Consider the following 22404-nt stretch of genomic DNA (forward strand, 5'->3'; position numbering starts at 1 on the left):
GCCGGCCCTTGGGTGTCACGCTGGTGTGGTGATTACTGCTTCACGCAATCGACGAAGTAATCGCGCTTGCCATTGACTTCGCGCTTGACCAGGCCGTGCACGTCCGTCTCGAAGCCTGGGAAGCGTTCGTTGAAATCGCGTGCAAAGCGCAGGTAATCGACGATGGTCTTGTTGAAGCGTTCGCCCGGGATCAGCAGCGGGATGCCCGGCGGGTATGGCGTCAGCAGGATCGATGTGATGCGGCCTTCCAGTTCATCGATGGCCACGCGTTCGATTTCACGGTGCGCCATTTTCGCAAACGCTTCCGATGGCTTCATCGCAGGCACCATGTCCGACAGGTACATCTCGGTGGTCAGGCGCGCCACGTCATACGCTTTGTAGAAGTCGTGGATTTGCTGGCACAGGTCGCGCAAGCCCATCGATTCATAGCGCGGGTTTGCGGCGGCGAATTCCGGCAAGATGCGCCACATCGGCATGTTCTTGTCGTAATCGTCCTTGAACTGCTGCAGCGCGGTCAGCAGCGTGTTCCAGCGGCCTTTGGTAATGCCGATGGTGAACATGATGAAGAACGAATACAGGCCGCATTTTTCCACGATGACGCCGTGTTCCGCCAGGTACTTGGTCACGATGGACGCAGGGATACCGGTTTCGCCAAACTGGCCGTCCAGCGACAGGCCCGGATTGACGATGGTGGCCTTGATCGGGTCCAACATGTTGAAGCCCGGCGCCAGGTCGCCAAAGCCGTGCCATTCCTTGCTTTCCGCCTTGAAGATCCAGTCTTCCTGCGAACCGATGCCTTCTTCCGCGAAGGTGTCCGGGCCCCAGACCTTGAACCACCAGTCTTTGCCCCATTCCTCGTCGATCTTTTTCATGGCGCGGCGGAAGTCCAGCGCTTCCAGGATGGATTCTTCCACCAGCGCAGTGCCGCCTGGCGCTTCCATCATGGCCGCCGCCACGTCGCACGATGCGATGATCGAATACTGCGGCGACGTCGACGTGTGCATCAGGTACGCTTCATTGAAGGCGTCCTTGTCCAGCTGCACGGATTCGGAGTCGCGCACCAGCACTTGCGATGCCTGCGACAGGCCGGCCAGCAATTTATGGGTCGACTGGGTCGAGAAGATCAGCGATTCCTTGGCGCGCGGACGGTCTTTGCCGATCGCGTGCATGTTCTTGTAGAAATCGTGGAACGTTGCGTGCGGCAGCCAAGCTTCGTCGAAGTGCAAGGTGTCGATTTCACCGTCCAGCATTTCCCGCAGGGTTTCCACGTTGTACACGACGCCGTCGTACGTCGATTGCGTGATGGTCAGAATGCGCGGCTTCTTGTTGGCGGCGTCGCGCGCGAACGGGTTGTTTTCAATCTTGCGCTTGATCGATTCCATGGTGAATTCTTCCAGTGGAATCGGGCCGATGATGCCCAGGTGGTTGCGGGTCGGCATCAGGAACACGGGGATCGCGCCGCACATGATGATCGAGTGCAGGATCGATTTGTGGCAGTTGCGGTCCACGACAACGATGTCGCCGGGCGCCACGGTCGAGTGCCACACCATCTTGTTCGACGTCGACGTGCCGTTGGTCACGAAGTAAGCGTGGTCGGCGTTGTAAATGCGCGCCGCGTTGCGTTCGGATGCGGCCACGGGGCCGGTATGGTCCAGCAGCTGGCCCAGTTCTTCCACCGCGTTGCAGACATCGGCGCGCAGCATGTTTTCACCGAAGAATTGGTGGAACATCTGGCCGATTGGCGACTTCAGGAAAGCCACGCCGCCCGAGTGGCCCGGGCAGTGCCACGAGTACGAGCCATCGTTGGCATAGTGCACCAGCGCGCGGAAGAACGGCGGCGCCAGCGAATCCAGGTACGACTTGGCTTCGCGGATGATGTGGCGCGCGACGAATTCCGGCGTATCTTCAAACATGTGGATGAAGCCGTGCAATTCGCGCAAGATGTCATTCGGGATGTGGCGCGACGTGCGGGTTTCGCCGTACAGGTAAATCGGGATGTCCGCGTTCTTGTAGCGGATTTCTTCGACGAAGGCGCGCAGCGACTTCAGCGCCTCGTCGGTTTCTTCCTTGGAACCGCCGCCGAATTCCTCGTCGTCGATGGACAGCACGAAGGCCGAGGCGCGCGATTGCTGCTGGGCGAACTGGGACAGGTCGCCATAGCTGGTTACGCCCAGCACTTCCATGCCTTCTTTCTCCATCGCGGCGGCCAGGGCGCGAATACCCAGTCCGGACGTGTTCTCGGAACGGAAATCTTCATCAATGATGACGATAGGGAAACGAAATTTCATGGATGTCTTTCTCCAAAAGAACAACCGCCCCGGGATCGTTCAACTCCGGAGCGGGCTGGGCTTGAATCAGTGATCCCTGACACCTGCGGTATCAGGCACCAGAGTCATGGTACAAAAATTAAGAGCGCGATTCTCGCAGAAAACTCACAGCTTTTGGGAAAAAAGTTTCCGAATTTTCTGTCAAATTGTTTTCTATGATAGACGATACGGCATTAATGGTGCGCGCCACCGCCGAGGAAGGCCAGCGGATCGACGTGCGCACCGGCGCAGATGCCCAGCACGATGCCGGCAGCCGCCACCGCGTAAGACGTGTACAGCAGCCATTTACGGTGCGTCAGCAGCGTAATGGCCGCCAGCGAAATGGCGATTTGCACGGCCGTCGTCGCCAGCGCCCACTGGTGGTGCGTATGCATGGCCGCATCGGATTTTTTGTTCCATTCAGCCGACGACGCTTCCGCCTTTTCCGCGTCTTTCTTGATTTCTTCTTTTTCCGTCTTGTAGCGGGCCACTTCGGCCTTGTACTTTTCCGTATCCGCGCCCGGCAAAATCATGGCCAGTTCGGCCAGGTTTTGCTTGGACGACTTCGACTGGTAAAACGCCCAGCTGTTGGCAGCCTGGGTTTTATCGATGGCGGCATTGTTTTTGAACATGGCCGCCTCATTTTGCGTGGCGCCGCCCTGGTAGCCGAACAGCGCGCCGACCGTGGCCAGGATGGCTGTGGTGACGGCGATATTGCCGGCAAATTTATCATCGCTGTGGGCAGCGTGTTCAACCGCGTGGTCGTGCGGGCCGTGAACGTGGAAACCGTGTCCGGACATGGGGATACCTCGTCAATTAATAATGAGTGTGAAGAATTCAGCTTGCGCGGCGCAAGGTCACGAAGGCGTATTCAAGCCCGGTGCCTGACACGTGCGTTTCACGCGCGGTTTCGCGCCATTCAGGCCCCAGTGCAGGGAAGTGCGCGTCGCATTCGTATACAGCCTGGATTTCCGTCATGATGACTGTATCGGCCACGGCCAGCGCCTGCGCGTAGACTTGCGCGCCGCCAATGATGTAAGCCTGCGCATCGCCAGCCACCAGTTTACGTGCTTCATCGATCGAGTGCACGGTTTCCACGCCATCCGCGCGCCAGTCCGCGTTGCGCGTGACGACAATGTTACGGCGGTTTGGCAGTGGGCGGCCGATGGATTCGAATGTCTTGCGGCCCATGATGATGGGGTGCCCGGTTGTCAGGCGCTTGAAATGCGCCAGGTCTTCCGGCAGTTTCCACGGCAGCGTGTTGTTGATGCCGATGCCGCGCTCCTGGTCGGCGGCAACGATGATGGCCAGCAGTGTCATTGTTTAAATAATCCTTGTTGCATGAACCGCGCATTATAGCTTGTTCATCACGCAGCGCCGCCACGATCCCGTGATTGAGAAACAGGCTAACCAAGCTGCCAAGAGAGCTTGCCTGAATGAATAGCCCCTTTTTACACACCCGTTGTGCGCGTGCCTCAACTTGCAAAATGCTCCCATGCGTTTCGCTGGATTGTGACATTTCGAGAGAATTGAACGAATTATTTTTTGTATCGTGCCTGTAGCGCCAGAGAAATTAATCAGAAGAAACGGCCTGTCATCAGTCTTGACCTCGGAGGGAGACAATGAAGCACCCACTCAGGCACGCTCTTGGAGACGTGCAGCATGCGATATTGGCATTGGCGGACGGCACGCTGTTCCAAGGCGTATCAATAGGCGCGGCAGGCGCCACCAGCGGCGAAGTCGTGTTCAATACCGCCATGACGGGTTATCAGGAAATCCTCAGTGACCCCAGCTATAGCCGCCAGATTGTCACACTGACGTATCCGCATATCGGCAATACGGGCATCAACACGGAAGATGGCGAATCGCCGCGGCTGCACGCCGCCGGCCTCGTCATCAAGGACTTGCCGCTGCTAATGTCGAATTTCCGCGCCACGCAAACACTGCCGGAGTGGCTGCGCGAACAGGATGTCGTCGCCATCGCAGGCATCGATACCCGCAAGCTGACCCGCATCCTGCGTGAAAAAGGCGCGCAGAACGGCGCCATCGTCACGGGTGACGACGCCGTCAAGGTGGCGGAAGCGGCGCTGGAACGGGCGCGTGCTTTCCCTGGCTTGAACGGCATGGACCTGGCCCGCACCGTCACCACCAAGGAAGCGTTTGAATGGCGGGAAACGGAATGGATGCTGGGCCGCGGCTTCGGCCAGCAGCACGCACCGCGCTTCCACGTGGTCGCGTATGACTTTGGCGTCAAAGCCAACATCCTGCGCATGCTGGCTGAACGGGGCTGCAAAGTCACGGTGCTGCCGGCTGAAGCGGGGGCGCAAGCGGCGCTGGCGCTGCAGCCGGACGGCATCTTCCTGTCCAATGGCCCTGGCGACCCGGGACCTTGCGACTATGCGATCACTGCGGCGCGCGAGTTGATGGACAAAGGCATCCCCACGTTTGGCATTTGCCTCGGCCATCAAATTATGGCGCTGGCGTGCGGCGCCCGCACCATCAAAATGAAGTTCGGCCACCACGGCGCCAACCACCCGGTGCAGGATGTGGCAACCGGTGAAGTCATGATCACGTCGCAAAACCACGGCTTTGCTGTTGATGCGTCAACCTTGCCGGCCAACTGTGCCGTCACACACGTGTCGCTGTTCGATGGCTCGCTGCAAGGCTTTATGCGGCTCGACCGTCCCGCATTCTGCTTCCAGGGCCACCCGGAAGCCTCGCCCGGCCCACATGACCTGGCGCCACTGTTTGATAAATTTATTTCGATGATGGGAGACCGCCAGCATGGCTAAACGCACCGATATCAACAGCATCCTGATCATCGGCGCCGGGCCCATTGTCATTGGCCAGGCTTGTGAATTCGATTACTCCGGCGCGCAGGCATGCAAGGCGCTGCGGGAAGAAGGGTACAAGGTGGTGCTGGTCAATTCGAATCCAGCCACCATCATGACGGACCCGGAAATGGCCGATGTCACCTACATTGAGCCCATCACGTGGCAAGTGGTAGCGGCCATTATCGAGAAAGAGCGGCCGCAAGCCGTGCTGCCCACGATGGGCGGCCAGACGGCGCTCAATTGCGCGCTGGACCTGCACCGCCATGGCGTGCTGGAAAAGTTCAATGTGGAGCTGATCGGCGCCACGCCGGAAGCCATCGACAAGGCCGAAGACCGCGCCAAGTTCAAGGAAGCGATGACGCGCATCGGGCTGGGTTCGGCCCGCTCCGGTATCGCCCATACGATGGCCGAAGCGTGGGCCGAGCAGGAAAAGCTGGGCTTCCCCGTGATTATCCGTCCGTCGTTCACGATGGGCGGCAGCGGCGGCGGCATTGCGCACAATGCGGAAGAATTCCTGACCATTTGCACGCGCGGCCTGGAATTGTCGCCCACGTCCGAATTGCTGATCGAAGAATCGCTGCTGGGCTGGAAAGAATTTGAAATGGAAGTGGTGCGCGACCGCAAGGATAACTGCATCATCGTCTGTTCGATTGAAAACCTTGATCCGATGGGCGTGCACACCGGGGATTCCATCACGGTGGCGCCTGCGCAAACCTTGACGGACAAGGAATACCAGATCATGCGCAACGCGTCGCTGAACGTACTGCGTGAAATTGGCGTCGATACGGGCGGCTCCAACGTGCAGTTCGCGTTGAATCCCGCTGACGGACGCATGATCGTCATCGAAATGAATCCGCGCGTCTCGCGCTCGTCGGCGCTGGCGTCGAAAGCCACGGGTTTCCCGATTGCCCGCGTGGCCGCCAAGCTGGCGGTCGGCTATACGCTCGATGAACTGCGCAACGACATCACGGGTGGCGCCACACCCGCGTCGTTTGAACCATCAATTGATTACGTCGTCACGAAAGTGCCGCGCTTCGCGTTCGAGAAATTCCCCGGCGCCGACCAGCGCCTGACCACGCAGATGAAATCCGTGGGCGAAGTGATGGCCATGGGCCGCACGTTCCAGGAATCGTTCCAGAAGGCGCTTCGGGGGCTGGATATCGGCATGGATGGCCTGCGCCGCGCCAATACCGGCAATGCCGTGATCGAACAGGAGCTGGCGCAGCCAGGCCCGCAGCGTATCTGGTACGTGGGCGAAGCCTTTGCCCAGGGGATGACGCAGGCCGAAGTGCACGCGCTGTCGAAAATCGACCCATGGTTCCTCGCGCAAATCCACGACCTGGTGGAAGTGGAACAGTGGATCCAGACGCAAACGCTGGAAGGGCTGGACAAGCCTGTGCTGATGCGGCTGAAACAGCAGGGCTTCGGCGACCGCCGCCTGGCCACGTTGCTCAATTCGACGGAAACCGCGGTGCGTACGCACCGCCATTTGCTGGGCATCCGTCCCGTCTATAAGCGGGTCGATACCTGCGCCGGCGAATTCGCCACCCGCACGGCCTACATGTATTCGACGTATGACGATGAATGCGAAGCGCAGCCGACCAGCAAAACCAAGATCATGGTGCTGGGCGGCGGCCCGAACCGCATCGGCCAGGGCATTGAATTCGATTATTGCTGCGTGCACGCGGCGCTGGCCATGCGCGACGATGGCTATGAAACCATCATGGTCAACTGCAATCCCGAGACCGTATCGACGGATTACGACACGTCTGACCGCCTGTATTTTGAATCGCTGACCCTGGAAGACGTACTGGAAATCGTCGCGCTGGAACGTCCGGCCGGCGTCATCGTGCAGTATGGCGGGCAGACGCCATTGAAACTGGCGCTCGACCTGGAAGCCAACGGCGTCCCCATTATCGGCACGTCGCCCGACATGATCGATGCGGCCGAGGACCGCGAGCGCTTCCAGCAATTGCTGCAAAAACTGGATTTGCGCCAGCCGCCCAACCGTACGGCGCGCACGGAAGCAGATGCCGTGAAGCTGGCCGAAGAAATCGGCTATCCGCTGGTGGTGCGGCCATCGTATGTGCTGGGCGGCCGGGCCATGGAAATCGTCCATGAACGGGCCGACCTGGAACGCTACATGCGCGAAGCCGTGCAAGTGTCGAATGATTCGCCGGTATTGCTGGACCGCTTCCTCAACGATGCGATTGAAATTGATGTCGATTGTGTGGCTGATGGCAAGGACGTGGTGATTGGCGGCGTGATGGAGCACGTGGAACAGGCAGGCATCCACTCGGGCGATTCCGCCTGTGCGCTGCCGCCTTATTCGCTGGCGCCTGACACTGTCGATGAAATCAAGTACCAGACCGTGCGGCTGGCGCGCGGCCTCAACGTCGTGGGTTTGATGAATGTGCAATTCGCCGTGCAGCGCCAGAAAGTCGACGGCCGCGTTCACGACCAGGTCTTCGTGCTGGAAGTGAATCCCCGTGCATCGCGCACCGTGCCCTTCGTATCGAAGGCAACCGGACGGCCGCTGGCGAAAATCGCCGCGCGCTGCATGGCCGGCGAAACCCTGGCGGAGCAGGGCATTACCGGCGAAGTCGTGCCGCCGTTTTACAGTGTCAAGGAAGCCGTGCTGCCATTCGGGAAATTCCCCGGCGTCGATACGATCCTGGGCCCGGAAATGAAATCCACCGGTGAAGTGATGGGCGTGGCCCCAACGTTTGGCGAAGCGTATTTCAAGGCGCAACTGGCGGCCGGCGTGCGCTTGCCGCGCAGCGGCCTGGTCTATCTGCGCGTACGCCAGGGCGACCAGGCCCGTGCAGTGGCGCTGGCGCGCGACCTGGCGGCAGCCGGTTTTGAACTGATTGCCAGCCACGTCACGGCGCAAGTGGTGGCGGCGGGCGGCGTGGCAATCCGCGAAGAGCTCGACGATGTGGTGCTGGCGCTGTTGAAGGAAAAAGCCATTGCCATGGTGGTTGTGACGGTCGATGAAAAACGTTCGGCCATCGGTTCGTCCCGCGCCCTGCGGGTGGCCACGCTGGCGTCGGGCGCTGTGTATTGCACGACCATTGCGGCGGCGGAAGCGTGCGCCGAAGCGCTGAAATACACGCAGCAGCCGCCCAGCCTGTACTCGGTGCAGGCGCTGCACAAAATGGCGGCCGAAGCGCGGCAGCCGGCGCAGCTGCAGGGCCGCCGCACGCCTGGCGCGGACGACATGGCGGCCGCCGCCTTCAAGGTGCCGGAACGCCGCCGCAGCCTGCGCGAGCGCAGTGTCGGTGTCCCGCCATTAAAACTGTTTATCCGCCAGCCGTTCACGGAATCCGATGAGCGCCAGCAGCGCATGATTGCCGACATCCTGACCCTGATCGATACCGCCAACGGCATCCCTTATCCGTTCAAGTATCTGACGGGGACGGAAGCGGAAAGCGCCGATACGTTCCGCGCGTCGTTTGAACGCAACCACAAGCAGCCGTTCACGCCGAAGAACTTCCGCCGCCACCGTCTTGGGCTGCTGGAGCAGGCCGACGTGATGATCAATATCCGCGTCGGCATGAGCGAATCCAGCGCATTCGAGCTGGCATACCACGTGTTCAAGGGGCGCGCAACGCCGGTGCTGTTCCTCGTGTGGAAAGGCGCGCCGATCAAGACCACGCTGCTGCGCGAGCTGGACGACCTGGTGGACGTGACGTATATCGAGTTTGACGAAGTAGAAGAGCTGAGGGGCGCGATACACCGCTTCTTCAGCGGCAAATCACTGCAAGTCTTGCCGGCTTGCGGTTAAGTATGAGGGTTAATCAAGGAGTGCGACATGCTGGCTAATATTAAGATCAAGAACCTGGTGATCGGGGCGCTGGGGTTCCTCAGTGCGTTGATGCTGGTGATGGGCGTGATGGGTATCTATGGCGCCAATAAATCGGCATCGATGCTCAGCGATGTAAGCCTTAGCGACGAGCGCAATGCCACCGGGCGAACCGCCATCCGGCTCGATATGGAAATCAACCGCAGCCAGATCCTGCAAGCGCTGCAGCATAACCCGGGCTTTGACTGGTCCAAGCTGCACGACCATCCGCTGACCAATCACTGGACCATTATCGATGCGACGTCGGCCCGCCTGGCGAAAAACTGGGATAAATACCTTGCCGACATCAAATCCGAAGAAGAGCGCAAACTGGCGCAGGAATGGTATGCCAAGAGCGCCGGACTGGGGCTCGAACATATCAAGGCTGCCGCCGCGGCGCTGCGGGCGGAGCAGTGGGATGACGCGGAAATGGTGTTGATCAAGAAAATCAATCCGACTTACCGCGTCGGCGATGAAGCGATGAAAGCGTTTACCGCCTTTACCGACAAGCGCGCCAAAGAGAATGAGGAAGCCGTGCAGGCGAGCCTGGCATCGACCCGTAATACCATGATTGCCGTCGTCGTGATCGGCGCGGTATTGGGGCTGGTGGCCGGTATCATTGTCGTGGGCGCGATTTCCGCGCCGCTGCGCGAAGCGATGGATGTCGCGCACCGCGTGGCCGAAGGCGACTTGACCGGCAAGACCGAAGCGCACAGCACCAATGAAATCGGTTCGCTGCTGAAGGCGCTCGACAAGATGAAAGCCAACCTGGCTGACATCGTCGGCGAAGTGCGCGGCAGTACGGATGTGATTTCCAGCGCATCGGGCCAGATCGCCGCCGGCAACATGGATTTGTCGAACCGCACGGCGCAGCAGGCGGCGTCGCTGGAGGAAACCGCGTCGTCGATGGAACAGTTGACGGGCACCGTCAAGCAAAATGCGGAACATGCGCGCCAGGCCAACCAGCTGGCGCAATCGGCATCGGAAGTGGCCAGCCGCGGCGGCCAGGTGGTGTCGCAAGTGGTGGAAACCATGGGTTCCATCAACGATTCGTCGAAGAAAATTGTCGACATCATTGGCGTCATTGATGGCATTGCATTCCAGACCAACATCCTGGCGCTGAATGCCGCAGTGGAAGCGGCGCGCGCCGGTGAACAGGGCCGCGGCTTTGCCGTGGTGGCGTCGGAAGTGCGCTCGCTGGCGCAGCGTTCGGCCGCTGCGGCCAAGGAAATCAAATTGCTGATCGATGATTCCGTCGACAAGGTCGATTCCGGCGCCAAGCTGGTTGACCAGGCCGGCGCCACGATGGAAGAAATCGTGACCAGCATTGGCCGCGTGGCCAGCATCATGAGTGAAATCACGCAGGCGAGCCAAGACCAGACGGCTGGCCTGGACCAGATCCACTCGGCCATCAGCCAAATGGATGGCCTGACCCAGCAAAACGTGGCGCTGGTGGAAGAAGCGTCGGCCGCTGCGGATTCGCTGTATGAACGTGCTGCCGGGCTGCAGCAAGTGGTCAGCGTGTTTAAAGTCGATGCCGCTTTGCAGCCCTTGGCTGCGCCGCGCGCGCCCGTGAAAACCGCCCCCAAGCCGGCCGCTAAGCCGGCCGCCAAGGCCGCCTCGGTACGCCAGATTGCCAGCCGTGGCGGCAAACCGGCCGCCGCATCAAAAAAAGCCAGCGCCGTCGCCAACGGTGGCAATGACGATTGGGTGGAATTCTGACCGTGTCTCCTCCGGCTGCCGTCCAGGATGTGGATGCGCGGGCCTGAAGGCCCGGCGCTCAAGGTCCGATAAGTGGCCGGTTTCGCGGCTGCGCGCTCCCCGCGCAGCCGCTTATTTTTTTGTTGCGGGTTTTATTGGGTCAACTGTTCCCACGACAATTGCCAGAACCCGTTGCGCGTGGAAGTTTTGGCTTCCAATACGGCAGGGGGCAGCTTGACGTCCAGCGCGGCCAGACGTTCCGGATCGAGCAGGATGGTGGGACGTTCCTGCCGCAGGATCGGCAGCACATCCGGTTTGGTGTGGAACTTCAGGATCTTGGCGGCCTGCTGGCCCGCCAGCGCGCCGACCTTGCCGAATTCCGCGCCCACGTACAGCGCCGCGCCCGGCACGCGCACCATGGCCAGGGTCACCACCGGCACCTTGTTTTCCTTGCCATATTCGCCCAGGTCGATCGCCGCTTCATAGCGGTGCAGGCCGTAATACGTGTCGAGCGGCACGGCAAACATGTCGACCGCGTTGCCGCCTTCGCGCAGCGCTTTCACGGACGGGATAATGCTCTCGGTCTTCGCTACCTGTTTGGCCGTGATGGCCATGCCCAGTGGCTTGGCGCTGTCGGCGGCCGCCGCCACGTTGGCGACGCCGTTTTCATCATCCGTGTGAATCATGCCGATCCGGCTGGTATTGGGGAAGATCCGCTGCACCATTTTCAGCGAATCCTGCATGCTCGTATATAAAGTGGATCCGGTGACACCGGGGCCGCCATCGACCAGCGATATGCAGCCCGCGTCTTGCGGATGCGCGACCGCCGTGAACACCACCGGCACCTTGGCGTCTTCCAGGATGCCGCGTGCATATTTGGTGGCCGGCGTGCCGATGGTCAGCACCAGGTCAGGTTTCGTGGCGGCCATGCGCACGGCTTCCTGCCGTACTTTCATCAGCGCGCCCAGGCGGTTCCAGAATCCGCCGCGTTCGATGTCGAAGTCCACCTTGACGCGGTTGACCTTGAGGTTCTTGCCGGCTGCGATCCCTTGTTCTTTCAATGTTTCCAGGAAACCGTTGTACGCTTCCTGGTAGGGCTCGATGTCGGTCACTTGCAGCACTTCCACCCGGTATTCATGGGGTGTCTCCATAGTTTCCAGCGGCAGTGGTTCGATGGCATGGGACGGCAGTGCGGCAAATGCGGCCGCCATCAGTAAGGGCAGGGCGAGCTTTTTCATGGTGCGTTGGTGCGGGCTGTGAGTGTCGATGGCATATTTAAGCAAGAAAAAGTGCTAATTCGGCAACAATCGACAGACTTCGCGAGCCAATCTGCATTCCATGTCGGCCATTACAACAGTCCCAGGATGTAACCGTTGGCAAATTTTGCAACGTTGAAATTTACGCTCTGGTAGCATGCGCTCTTCATTCAACAGGAGGCGTTATGCACATGATTACTTCGCTGGTTTCTGCCAGCCTGATTTCCGTGGCTGCGCTGGTGGCCGCCACACCTGCAGCCACTGCAGCTGCCCCGGCGGCGTCCGCCGCAACGCCGGATGCCGCCGCCGTCAAGGCGACGCAAGACATGCTTGCCGCCATGCAGGCGGAAAAAATGATGCGGATGGTCGTTGGTTCCAGCCGCTTCCCCAATGAGCAGGCGCGTAAGGCAGCCATGGCCAAGGTTGACAAGCTGGCGCCTGCCGACGTGTACAAGCGATTGTCCGTCCCCGTGTCGAAACTGGTGTCGGCGGAAACCGCGGCGGAAATGGCGCGCTTTTACCAGTCGTCCTATGGACAGAAAGTGTTGAAGCATCAATACAACAGCGGCCCCAGCCTGGGTGATGCCGCGCCACCCGCCACCAAGGAAGAAAAGGTGGAATTGAAGAAGCCTGCGTATTTAAAAGCCAGCAAGGAGTTCGACGCGGCGCAGCCTGCCATTCGTCATGAAATCTTTGTCCTGGTCAAGAGCGTATTGTCTGCCGCCTAACAGTGTTGCAATGTAATTACTGATGCGCATACGCAACGCTCGTAGGTGAAATACTGCTTGTCGCTTGGTCAACAAAATTGTAAAATCGGAATAGTTTTTGATAGAGTTATTGTGCCCCCTCAGTACACTCTTGTCTGATTTCAGTTTGTGACGATGTGAATGCCCCCGACCTGGTAGTGCCATTGGCTTTGCCGCCAATTAACTACGATAGCTGCTTCGCCGAACGCCTGCGTCAGCATGGCGGGCGTCTGGCTATCTTGACGGAAGACGGGCGGCGCTACAGTTACGAGGCGCTGGCAGAAGCGGTGGACAAGCAGGCGGCCACGCTGGGCGCACCCCGCGTGACCATCATTGAAGCGGCAAACCGCATTGAATGCGTGATTGCCTACCTCGCGTGTCTGGCCGCGCACCATCCTGTCGTGCTGGCCGAACCCGGCTCCACGCTGCGCGACAAGCGCATTGCCCAGCAATTCGGCATCACCACGGTATTCCATCAAACCAGCGGGCGCTGGAAATTCGACCGTCCAGACGATGCGCCGGCAATGGAACTGCATCCAGACCTGTGCGTATTGCTGTCGACGTCCGGCACCACGGGCAGCCCGAAACTGGTGCGCCTGTCGCGCAAGAATATTGAAGCCAATGCGGGTGCGATTGCCACGTACCTGGGCTTGACGCCTGATGACCGTGCCATCACGACCTTGCCGCTGTACTACTCTTACGGCATGTCGGTGCTCAATTCGCACCTGTTTGCCGGCGCCACGGTGTTGCTGACGGAACGCGCGCTGTCGGAAAACGAATTCTGGCAATTTTTTGAATCCGGCGGCGCCACCAGTTTTTCCGGCGTGCCTTTTTCATTCGATGTGCTCGAGCGCATCAGCTTCCGCACGAAGAACTATCCCACGCTGCGCTATATTGCGCAGGCGGGCGGCCGCCTGCCGGCCGAGCAGGTCAGGCAATACGGTACGTGGGCGCGCGACCATGGCAAGCAGTTATTCGTCATGTATGGCCAAACGGAAGCCGCGCCCCGCATGGCGTATTTGCCGCCGGACCTGGTGCTGAACAACACGGAATGCATCGGTTTGCCTGTGCCGGGCGGGGAATTCCTGCTGGCCGGCGACGACGGCGCGTACATCACGGAAGCCGACCGTCCCGGTGAACTGGTGTACCGCGGGCCCAATGTCATGATGGGTTACGCGGAAACCCTCGACGACCTGGCGAAACCGCAGGGGCCCGATTTGCTGCACACGGGCGATATCGCATGCCAGCAGGCCAATGGACTGTATCGCATCATCGGCCGTAGAAACCGTTTCTCGAAAATCCTCGGCTTGCGCATCAGCCTTGATGAACTGGAACGGTGGATGCAGCAGCGCGGCTGGCACGGCATCGTCACGGGGGATGACCGCATCATTGTCGTGGCCGTAAGCGACGACAAGAATGTGCGTGCCGTGCAGCTGGCCTTGCTGGAGCGCTATGCGCTGCCGGCCAGTGCGATTGTTGTGCTGCACCTGGATCCGCTGCCTTTGCTGCCGTCCGGTAAATTTGACTACCGTGGCTTGCTGCGCGCGGGGCAGGAAGCCAGTACCGGCCAAGGCCAGGCGCAGACGCTGCTGGAAGGCTACCGCCAAATCCTGGGCATCCCGGATATTTTGCCGACGGATAGTTTCCTTGATACAGGCGGCGATTCGGTCAACTTCGTGGAAATTTCCCTGCTGCTGGAACAGCACCTGGGGCGCGTGCCGGAAAATTGGGAGGTGCTGTCGATTTCCGCGCTGGAAGCCATGCGCGAAGAGGCCGCCACCGTTGCCGAGTCCAGCCAGGTGCCGCGCCGCTTCTGGATTGCCGGCTGTATCGGGCTGGGCTTGCTGCTGGCTGGCGAGGCGGCGCTGCAAATACGTACGTATCTTAAGACCGGCCGCACCGCGCTGACGCAGGGGAATGATGCCTATCTGATCGAGGGAACCGAAAGCGAAGCCAGGAGATACCGCCCCAACCAGCGGTTTACCAAGCATTCCAATCCGGAGCATGTATTTGTCATTAACTCGCAAGGATTGCGTTCGCCGGAAATTCCCGCGGGGCTCGCGCCAGATGAATTACGCATCGCTGTCATTGGCGCATCGGCCGTGGCGGGTGAATATGCTGTCACCAATGACGAGACATTCCCGGCACTGTTGCAGGAACAGTTGCGCCAGCAGCAGCCTCGGCGCACAGTCAATGTAGTCAATGCGGGTATCGAAGGCGCCGGAGTGAATGACTTGGTGATGCTTGCCGAGCGAGTCGTGGCGCCACTGCACCCGACAGCCGCTGTGATTTACCCGGGCATGAATGACCTCAGCCTGATTTGCAAAACGCCGGTGACCCGTAAACACGAGGGCCTGCCGGCACCTGAAGCGCCGGATTGGATCATGACGTCCGTTCTAATTGCGAAAAATGCAATGATGTTGCGGGAGCGGCCGGCCAGGGTAGCGGCTTTTAATTTGCAAGAACGTTTCCCTTCCGACTATAGTGCGAATCTGGAGCGAGCCGTTGCGACGCTGCGCGCGAAAGGCATCCCCCCCATGCTGATGACTGTGGCGCGAGGGTTCGCAGGCGGGAATTCGGAGCTGGCGCGCAGTGCGCTGTATTATGCGCCCTGCCTGGACGAGCAGCGGCTGGTTGAACTCAGTAACATGTTTAATGACGCTATCCGCTCAACCGGCCAGCGTCTGGATGTGCCAGTGCTGGATCTGGCCAGTGTGATGCAGGGCGGCAGCCGGTATTTTGTCGACTCCAGCCACTTTACGCAGGAGGGCGAGCAATTCGTCGCCAGTTATCTGGCCACGGAATTGAGCAGGCAGCCCTGGATGCAGCAGCATCCCCAGGTAGCGTCCAGCAGCCGCCATCGATAGGAACAGTGTGGACATTACCAGTTTTAGCTACTTCATTTTTTTCGCCATTGTCCTGTTTAGTCACCGCCTGCTGCAACCGTGGCCGGCCTTGCAAAATCTCTGGCTGCTGGCCGCCAGCTACTACTTTTACATGGCATTAGACTGGCGTTTTGCCGGCCTGCTGTCCGGCCTTACGCTGATCAATTATGCAGCGGGTGCGTGCGTCGTGCGCTATCCCGCGAAAGCACGGCTGTCCGTGGCGCTGGCCGTGATTGCCAGCATCCTGATCCTGATTTATTTCAAGTACCTGAACTTCTTTGCCGACGTGGCGAACAGCATTGCGCATGTACTGCACTTGAATATGGCGGTGCCTTATGTGGACGTGATTTTGCCGGTCGGGATTTCCTTCATGACGTTCCAGGCCATCACGTATCCGATCGACCTGGCCGCGGGCCGTTTGCAAAAGCCCACCACGCTGCGCAATTTCGCGCTGTTCATGGCGTTTTTCCCGCGCCTGCTGTCCGGTCCCATCGTGCGCGCCGGCGACTTCATCCCGCAGCTGGAGCGTCCCCACAATGAAGTGGAAAGCGCGGACCGTTTCAGCGGGCTGGTACTGGCCGGCCGGGGCCTGGCGAAAAAAGTGCTGCTGGCCGACGCGCTGGGCGCCTATCTGGTCGAACCCGCGTTTTCCGATCCGGCCACGTTTTCATCACTGTTCCTCATCATTGCGCTGGCCGGCTACAGCTTCCAGGTCTATCTGGATTTGAGCGGCTATACGGATATGGCGCTAGGCGCCGCGCGCATGCTGGGCTACCGCTTGCCGGGCAATTTCAACCGCCCGTACCTGGCCACCAGTATCGCGAATTTCTGGCAGCGCTGGCACATTACGATGTCGTCGTTCTTCCGCGACTACCTGTACACGCCGTTGAGCCAGGCGTGGGGCGCGCCCACTGCAGTCAACCTGCTGATTACGTTTGTCGCCATCGGCCTGTGGCATGGCGCCGGCTGGAAGTTTGTTTTATATGGGCTGCTGCATGGCAGCATGGTGGCGCTTGGCCATTACCGCACGGAGCAGCGCACCCGCCTCGGCATCCCGCAGCCGATTTTGCGCGGCAGCGCGCTGGCCATGCGGATTACGTTTATCTTTTCCCTGGTGGCGCTGACACGCCTGCTGTTCCGGTCCGACAGCATCGACGTGGCGCAAACGTATTTCTACAACATGCTGATACCGCACGGCGGCGAATTTCCGCTGACGATCACGGCAACGGTGGCGCTGGCCCTGGGTGCGCTGCTGCATTTCACGCCGATACGCTGGCGCGACATGCTGATGGACAGGATAGCTGCTGCGCCCACGTGGCAGATCGGCGTGGCAGTGCCCATCGCCGTCTACTTCCTGATCGTGTTCAACCACGGCCGCGTGGGCTTTATTTACTTCCAGTTCTAAGCCGTCACACCGCCATCGGCGCCGTGATTGGCGCGTGGTGCTGGTAGCCTTCCAGCGAAAAGTCCGACGGCTCGACTTTTTCCAGCCATTCCGGCTCATACTTGCCAGTCTTGGCAAAGTCCGGCACGCGGTCGGAAATCGCCAGTGTCGGCGCAGGGAAGGGTTCGCGCTTCAATTGTTCCTGCACCATGTCCAGGTGGTTTTCATAGATGTGCGCGTCGCCGATGAAATAGCTGAACCAGCGCGGCGTATAGCCCGTCAGGCGGCCCACCAGCGCCAGCAGCGCCGCGCCTTCCGCCAGGTTGAATGGCGTGCCGAGGCCGATGTCATTGCTGCGCACGTACAGGCACAGGGAAATCTCTTTGGTGGTGGCGTTCGGGATGAACTGGTACAGCAAATGGCAGGCTGGCAGCGCCACCTGGTCCAGCACGGCAGGGTTCCAGCCATGGAACAGGATGCGGCGGCTGCCTGGATTGTTGACGATGGTGTCCAGGCATTCGCGCAACTGGTCAATGGCCTTGTACATCAGCACCTTGTTGACGCCATCTTCCGCCAGCGGTGCAACGACGCGGAAGCCGTTCCTTTGCGCGTCGGCGATTTGCGCGTGCGCGTCGGCGTTCAGCAATTTGTAGCCGGGCCACTGGCGCCACTGCACGCCATACACGGGGCCCAGGTCGTCGGCGCCGGTGCGATGCGGGTTGTCCAGCCACTGCTGGTTTTCATTGGCATTCTGGTCCCACACCTTGCAGCCCAGCGCGCGGAAATCCGCCGCGCTGCTGGACGCGCGCAGGAACGCGCACAATTCACCGACGACGGATTTGAATGCCAGCTTTTTCGTCGTCACTGCCGGGAATCCATCCTTTTGCAAGTCAAAGCGCATCATGGCGCCCGGCACGCTGAGGGTGCGGATGCCGGTGCGGTTGTCTTGCCAGCTGCCGGTGTCAAGGACGGTGCGGATCAGGTCCAGGTATTGCTGCATTCAAATCTCCAACGTGGTGCGGATTGGTCAAACCCATGATTGTAACAGGGGGCTCGGCTTTAACGTTTCGGCCGCTTGCCGCTTGTGCGCGCCGTGGCTTTTGCAGCGGATTTGGCTACCGCCTTGGCGCCGCGCCCGCCGGTGACGACCACTGCGCCTTTGGGCGCTGCGCCGCCTGCCGCGGGGCCATAACCGGGATTCCGGGCACGGCCCGTTTGCGCGGCATGGAATCCGCCGCGCGCCGGTTTGCCGCCTGGCCCGGCTTTGGCGGCAGGCGCTTTGCGCTGCGTTGCCGTTGCAGCAGGGAAGCCGCCATCGAGGTCGGTGCGGAAGCGGGGATCCGCGCTCAGCGGCTGGTCCGGGTCCACATTGGGTTTGGACGCTTGCTTGCCCTTAGCCGGGGCATCCTTTTTGACCGGCTTGCCGGAAGGCTTGGCAGCAGGTGCGGTATCGGGCACGCGGTGCTCGGCTTCATAGCCCGCCACTTCCGTGCGGGGCAACACTTGCTTCGTGAGTTTTTCTATGGCGCGCAACGGTTCCACTTCGTCTGCACACACCAGCGACAGCGCTTCGCCTTCCATGCCGGCGCGGCCCGTGCGGCCGATGCGGTGCACATAATCTTCCGCAACCGTCGGCAAATCAAAATTCACGACCAGCGGCAGCGCATCGATATCGAGGCCGCGCGCGGCCACGTCGGTGGCCACCAGCAATTGCACGTGGCCTGCCTTGAAGCGTTCCAGCGCCCGCAAGCGCGCGTGCTGGGCTTTGTCGCCATGGATGGCGTCAGCCTTGAAGCCATGTTCCTGCAATTGCCCAACCAGCGCATCGGCGCCTTTGCGGGTCTTCACGAATACCAGCACTTGCGGCCAGTCGTTCTTGCGCAACAGGTGCAGAAGCAGCGGCGCCTTGCGGCGTTTGTCGGTCGTGATGGCCCATTGGCGCACGGTGGCGGCAGCGCGGTTGCGCGGGCTGGCCTGGATCGTCACGGGGTCATTCAGCAGCACCTGCGCCAGGTCGCGGATCACTTCCGGGAACGTGGCGGAAAACAGCAGCGTTTGTTTTTCGTCCGGCAGCGCGAGAAGAATCTGTTCCAGGTCGTTGGCGAAACCCAGGTCCAGCATGCGGTCCGCTTCATCCAGCACGACCGCCTGCAGCTGGTCGAACTGTACTTCGCCCTGGCCCATCAAGTCCAGCAAGCGGCCCGGCGTGGCTACCAGCACATCGAGGCCCTTGCGCAGCTTGGCGATTTGCGTATCGATCGGTACGCCGCCATACGCGACGTAGGCGCGCATCGGGATATTGCGGCCGTAGCTGCGGAAGCTTTCAAACACTTGCTCCGCCAGCTCGCGCGTCGGCGTCAAGACCAGGCAGCGCACCATGCCGGGTGCGGCGCGCTCGCCGCCCGATGCCAGGCGCTGCAACAGGGGAATGGCAAAACCGGCAGTCTTGCCGGTACCTGTTTGCGCGGCGGCCAGCACATCGCGGCCTTGCAGGATGGGCGGGATGGCTTGCTGCTGGATCGGGGTTGGTTCGGTATAGCCGACCGTGGCCAGCATGCGCAGCAGTGGATCGATCAAGCCCAGGGATTCAAAAGTCATTGTGTTCTTTTCAAAGTTCGTTACACCACAGCGCCAGCGCACTGTGCAGGCGCGCGTCATCGAGCGCCATCAAGTTGTCGCCCACGTACCATTCCGTATAGCTGTGGCCCGGCAATTGCGCATGGCTGGCGCGGTTGTACAGCCACACGCCATGCTGTTCCGCCACGCGGTTGCGCAGCGCCATGGCGCGTTCGCGGCAGACGGGCATGTGCACGTGCAGCAGGTTTGCCTGTGGCGCGGCGGGATTGGGCGTCAGTTTCGGGAAGGCGCGCAGGGTTTCATACAGGGCCTGTGTGCGGCGGAAATAAGCGGGCATGGCAGCGAGCCGCGCATCGAATTGCATGGCGGCGGCCACGATGTAAGGCGAGCGGTGGATCACGTTGCCGCCCGAGCGGCGGAACCATTCCGCCGCCACCGCGGTAAATTGCCGCTTGCCCAGCAAGACCGCGCCGCCAAGGCCGCCGATGCCTTTATAGAGCGACACGTAGATGCTGTCAAAGCCGGCGCAAATGTCGTGCAGCGGCTTGCCGTAGGCGGCAGCGGTTTCCCACAGCCGCGCGCCATCCATGTGCAGGTGGATATCGTGTTCTTTGCAGTACGCCTTGATGGCTTGCAGTTCTTCCCATGACGGGCATTGGCCGCCGATTTCCCGTGCAGGCAATTCCAGTACCACGGCTGCCAGCTGGTCCGGAATGGCTTTCAAGTCATCCAGCGTCCACGGGCGGTGCGGGTCGCCGATTTGCAGCGCGTGGAAGTGGTCCAGCAACTGGTGGTTGCCCCGTTCGTGCTTGAAGATGTGGGCAGTCGGGTGCAGCGCCACCAGGCGGCTGGCGCGCGCATGGCAGGCCACGCGCAGCGCCGTCACTTGCGTCATCGTGCCCGTGATGCAAAAGACGCCGGCTTCACAACCCAGCAGCGCGGCGATTTTCGCTTCAAAGGACTGGATCAGTTCACCATCGCCATACACGTCATGCGCCACCTGGTGCTGTTCGCACCAATCGGCCATGGCGGCATACAGTTCGGCGGGCGTTGGCTGCCGGTGGCCGGGCAGGATGGTATGGCAGCGCTGGCGCAGTTCGGCGTCGGTCACGGGAGTCTCCTGGAAAGGACGACATTTTAACCGAGTGCACTGTGGTTAAGTTCCAGTCAAGGCGGGTGTCTTTTAGTCACAGCTGTTTTATATTTTCTCAAATTCAATTACAATTACTAAATAGAAATATATGTTTCCCTAAAATCAAGAGAGATCACATGAAAAAGACTATCCGGGCGGTACTGTTTGCTTCACTGGCTGTCAGCTGCGCCGCACAGGCGGTCGTGGTGCGCGGCTATGGTTCTGGCGCGCTGCGCGGCGGCGATTTGACCGACCCGGAAAACAATGCGAGCGCCACGTCGCTGGTCAATTACAACGCGACGCTGCGCTCCAGCATCGAGCCTTATTTCTACAATGAGGGCGCGTTCAACGTGTTTGACAACCAGGTTGGCAGCGGCGACGCCAAATGGTGCTGCGATGCGGGCAATGTATGGGTTGAAGCGGACTTCGGCAGCAAGCGCTATGTGCTGACGGCATTCACTGCCGCGTCGGGCAATGATTCGCCGGACCGCGATTCGGATAACTGGCGCATCCTGGGCTCGAACGACGGTGTCAATTACACGCCGATTTTCACGTATAACAACCTGGGTACGTCGCCCTGGAACAACCGCCTGCAAGTCAATGAATACACGTCCGGCGTGGATTTTGCCACACCGGCCGCATACAGCATTTTCCGTTACCAGTCGTTCCACACGGTGGGCAACTGGATGCACCAGATTAATGAGCTGGAATTCTACGGCAAGGAAGCCACCGTGCCGGAACCCGCCACCATGGGCTTGCTGGCGCTGGGCCTGGCGGGAATCGTGGCGGCGCGCCGCCGCAAGGTGCGCTAAACAGCCATGCTGCTGGCCGCTATGGTGCGGCCTGTTGCGGCGTCCGGCGTGTCAGCACGACGAGCGCTGCCGCACCGCACGCCACCATGGCCAGCGCAATGGCTTCGGCCTGCGTGGCGTGGAAGATGCCGAAATCCAGTACCGGATTGACGCGGATTTGCTCGATGGCCAGCCGTTCGATCCCCGCCAGCACCAGGTACAGGGAAAACAGCCAGCCCTGGCGGAACGCATGCTTGCGCAGCGCCCATAGCACGGCGAATCCCGCCAGCGACATGACGACTTCATAGACCGGCGCCGGATACACGCCCGGCGCGGCGATGGTTTCGCCAAAAATATTGTTCGTGTAAGTCTGGGCCCAGAACCATGTGGGCAGCCAGCCGGGTTTGAGCGCCATGTCCGCTACGCGGCCCCAGTCGCCGTCGCCGGAAATCTGGCAGCCGATGCGGCCGATCGCATAACCGAGCAGCATGGCTGGCGCCACGGCGTCGAGCATGGCGCGCGCCGGCAAATGCCAGCGGCGGATGAACCACAGGCCGGCAACGACGCCGAATAGCAGGCCGCCCAGCACGCTGAGGCCGGAGCGGCTGAAGATCATGTCCCACGGGTTAGCGGCAAAGCTGTCCAGGTGTTCAAGGATGTGGAACACCCGCGCGCCCGCCACGCCGAAAAACAGCGCCAGCAAAGCCAGGTTGGACACCACTTCGTGCGGCGCCACCTGCAGCGTCTCGCCGCCTTGTGAGCGCCACGCCATCGGCAGCGCGCCCAGGCTGTGCAAGCGCTTCATTTCCGCCGTCAGGCAGATTGACGCGGCCAGCAGCGCCAGCGCCACCATCATGCCGAAGGTGGCCAGCGGCAGTGGCAGGTGGTAGCCCGTGAAGGCAAACACCACGTCGCTCAGGTAAGGATAGGACATGCGGGCGGCAGGGC

At 60.7% G+C, this 22404-nt stretch carries 15 protein-coding genes; 7 read left to right on the forward strand and 8 right to left on the reverse strand.

Annotation, left to right across the window (positions count from 1 at the left end; genetic code table 11):
- Positions 1 to 32: 32 nt before the first annotated feature.
- The 3 genes from GM668_RS14030 to GM668_RS14040 all read right to left on the reverse strand — a co-directional run bounded on the left by GM668_RS14030 (position 33) and on the right by GM668_RS14040 (position 3626).
- Positions 33 to 2288 (reverse strand): arginine/lysine/ornithine decarboxylase, encoded by a 2256-nt coding sequence (locus tag GM668_RS14030; RefSeq protein ID WP_155439586.1) that lies wholly within the window; start codon positions 2286 to 2288, stop codon positions 33 to 35.
- Between the two features lie 212 nt (positions 2289 to 2500).
- The gene (locus GM668_RS14035) at positions 2501 to 3106 is read right to left on the reverse strand and encodes a DUF4337 domain-containing protein (RefSeq protein WP_155439587.1); all 606 of its coding nucleotides are present in this window, start codon (positions 3104 to 3106) and stop codon (positions 2501 to 2503) included.
- A 37-nt stretch (positions 3107 to 3143) separates the two neighbouring features.
- A complete protein-coding gene (locus tag GM668_RS14040) occupies positions 3144 to 3626 on the reverse strand; it encodes a dihydrofolate reductase (RefSeq protein WP_155439588.1) in 483 nt (160 codons plus the stop codon).
- A 302-nt stretch (positions 3627 to 3928) separates the two neighbouring features.
- On the opposite strand from GM668_RS14040, the gene carA reads away from it, so the two are divergent.
- From carA to GM668_RS14055, 3 genes are read left to right on the forward strand one after another with little or no spacing between them, the layout of a single operon-like run.
- Positions 3929 to 5098: a glutamine-hydrolyzing carbamoyl-phosphate synthase small subunit gene (gene carA, locus GM668_RS14045; RefSeq protein WP_155439589.1), complete on the forward strand. Its 1170-nt coding sequence runs from the start codon at positions 3929 to 3931 to the stop codon at positions 5096 to 5098.
- On the forward strand, positions 5091 to 8927 hold the full coding sequence (gene carB / locus GM668_RS14050) for a carbamoyl-phosphate synthase large subunit (RefSeq protein ID WP_155439590.1): 3837 nt from the start codon (positions 5091 to 5093) through the stop codon (positions 8925 to 8927). The genes carA and carB overlap by 8 nt, the downstream gene beginning before the upstream one ends.
- Before the next feature lie 27 nt (positions 8928 to 8954).
- The gene (locus tag GM668_RS14055; RefSeq protein WP_155439591.1) at positions 8955 to 10706 is read left to right on the forward strand and encodes a methyl-accepting chemotaxis protein; all 1752 of its coding nucleotides are present in this window, start codon (positions 8955 to 8957) and stop codon (positions 10704 to 10706) included.
- Between the two features lie 131 nt (positions 10707 to 10837).
- Here the strand turns inward: GM668_RS14055 and GM668_RS14060 are convergent, their stop codons facing one another.
- Complete coding sequence (locus GM668_RS14060) at positions 10838 to 11923, reverse strand: ABC transporter substrate-binding protein (RefSeq protein WP_155439592.1); 1086 nt, start codon at positions 11921 to 11923, stop codon at positions 10838 to 10840.
- A 203-nt stretch (positions 11924 to 12126) separates the two neighbouring features.
- Between GM668_RS14060 and GM668_RS14065 the strand changes: the two genes are divergently transcribed.
- From GM668_RS14065 to GM668_RS14075, 3 genes are all read left to right on the forward strand, one after another.
- Positions 12127 to 12669, forward strand: a complete 543-nt coding sequence (locus tag GM668_RS14065) for a hypothetical protein (protein ID WP_229499305.1) — start codon at positions 12127 to 12129, stop codon at positions 12667 to 12669.
- Between the two features lie 155 nt (positions 12670 to 12824).
- Positions 12825 to 15554 carry an AMP-binding protein gene (locus tag GM668_RS14070; protein ID WP_155439593.1) on the forward strand — a complete coding sequence of 910 codons (2730 nt, stop codon included), beginning with the start codon at positions 12825 to 12827 and terminating at the stop codon, positions 15552 to 15554.
- An 88-nt stretch (positions 15555 to 15642) separates the two neighbouring features.
- Complete coding sequence (locus GM668_RS14075; RefSeq protein ID WP_155439594.1) at positions 15643 to 16977, forward strand: MBOAT family O-acyltransferase; 1335 nt, start codon at positions 15643 to 15645, stop codon at positions 16975 to 16977.
- A 4-nt stretch (positions 16978 to 16981) separates the two neighbouring features.
- On the opposite strand, the gene GM668_RS14080 is transcribed toward GM668_RS14075, so the two are convergent.
- The 3 genes from GM668_RS14080 to GM668_RS14090 are packed head-to-tail and all read right to left on the reverse strand — an operon-like array spanning position 16982 to position 20644.
- The gene (locus GM668_RS14080; RefSeq protein WP_155439595.1) at positions 16982 to 17956 is read right to left on the reverse strand and encodes a thymidylate synthase; all 975 of its coding nucleotides are present in this window, start codon (positions 17954 to 17956) and stop codon (positions 16982 to 16984) included.
- Between the two features lie 59 nt (positions 17957 to 18015).
- Positions 18016 to 19554: a DEAD/DEAH box helicase gene (locus tag GM668_RS14085; protein WP_155439596.1), complete on the reverse strand. Its 1539-nt coding sequence runs from the start codon at positions 19552 to 19554 to the stop codon at positions 18016 to 18018.
- Positions 19555 to 19564: 10 nt separating this feature from the next.
- A complete protein-coding gene (locus tag GM668_RS14090) occupies positions 19565 to 20644 on the reverse strand; it encodes a threonine aldolase family protein (protein ID WP_371868701.1) in 1080 nt (359 codons plus the stop codon).
- A gap of 158 nt (positions 20645 to 20802) precedes the next feature.
- Here GM668_RS14090 and GM668_RS14095 point away from each other — a divergent pair, with 158 nt between their 5' ends.
- Positions 20803 to 21477 (forward strand): PEP-CTERM sorting domain-containing protein, encoded by a 675-nt coding sequence (locus GM668_RS14095; RefSeq protein WP_155439597.1) that lies wholly within the window; start codon positions 20803 to 20805, stop codon positions 21475 to 21477.
- A gap of 19 nt (positions 21478 to 21496) precedes the next feature.
- On the opposite strand, the gene GM668_RS14100 is transcribed toward GM668_RS14095, so the two are convergent.
- The gene (locus tag GM668_RS14100) at positions 21497 to 22390 is read right to left on the reverse strand and encodes a prolipoprotein diacylglyceryl transferase (protein WP_155439598.1); all 894 of its coding nucleotides are present in this window, start codon (positions 22388 to 22390) and stop codon (positions 21497 to 21499) included.
- Positions 22391 to 22404 lie beyond the last annotated feature (14 nt).

It is taken from the genome of Pseudoduganella ginsengisoli (assembly GCF_009720865.1).
Classification (GTDB): Bacteria; Pseudomonadota; Gammaproteobacteria; order Burkholderiales; family Burkholderiaceae_D; genus Rugamonas; species Rugamonas ginsengisoli.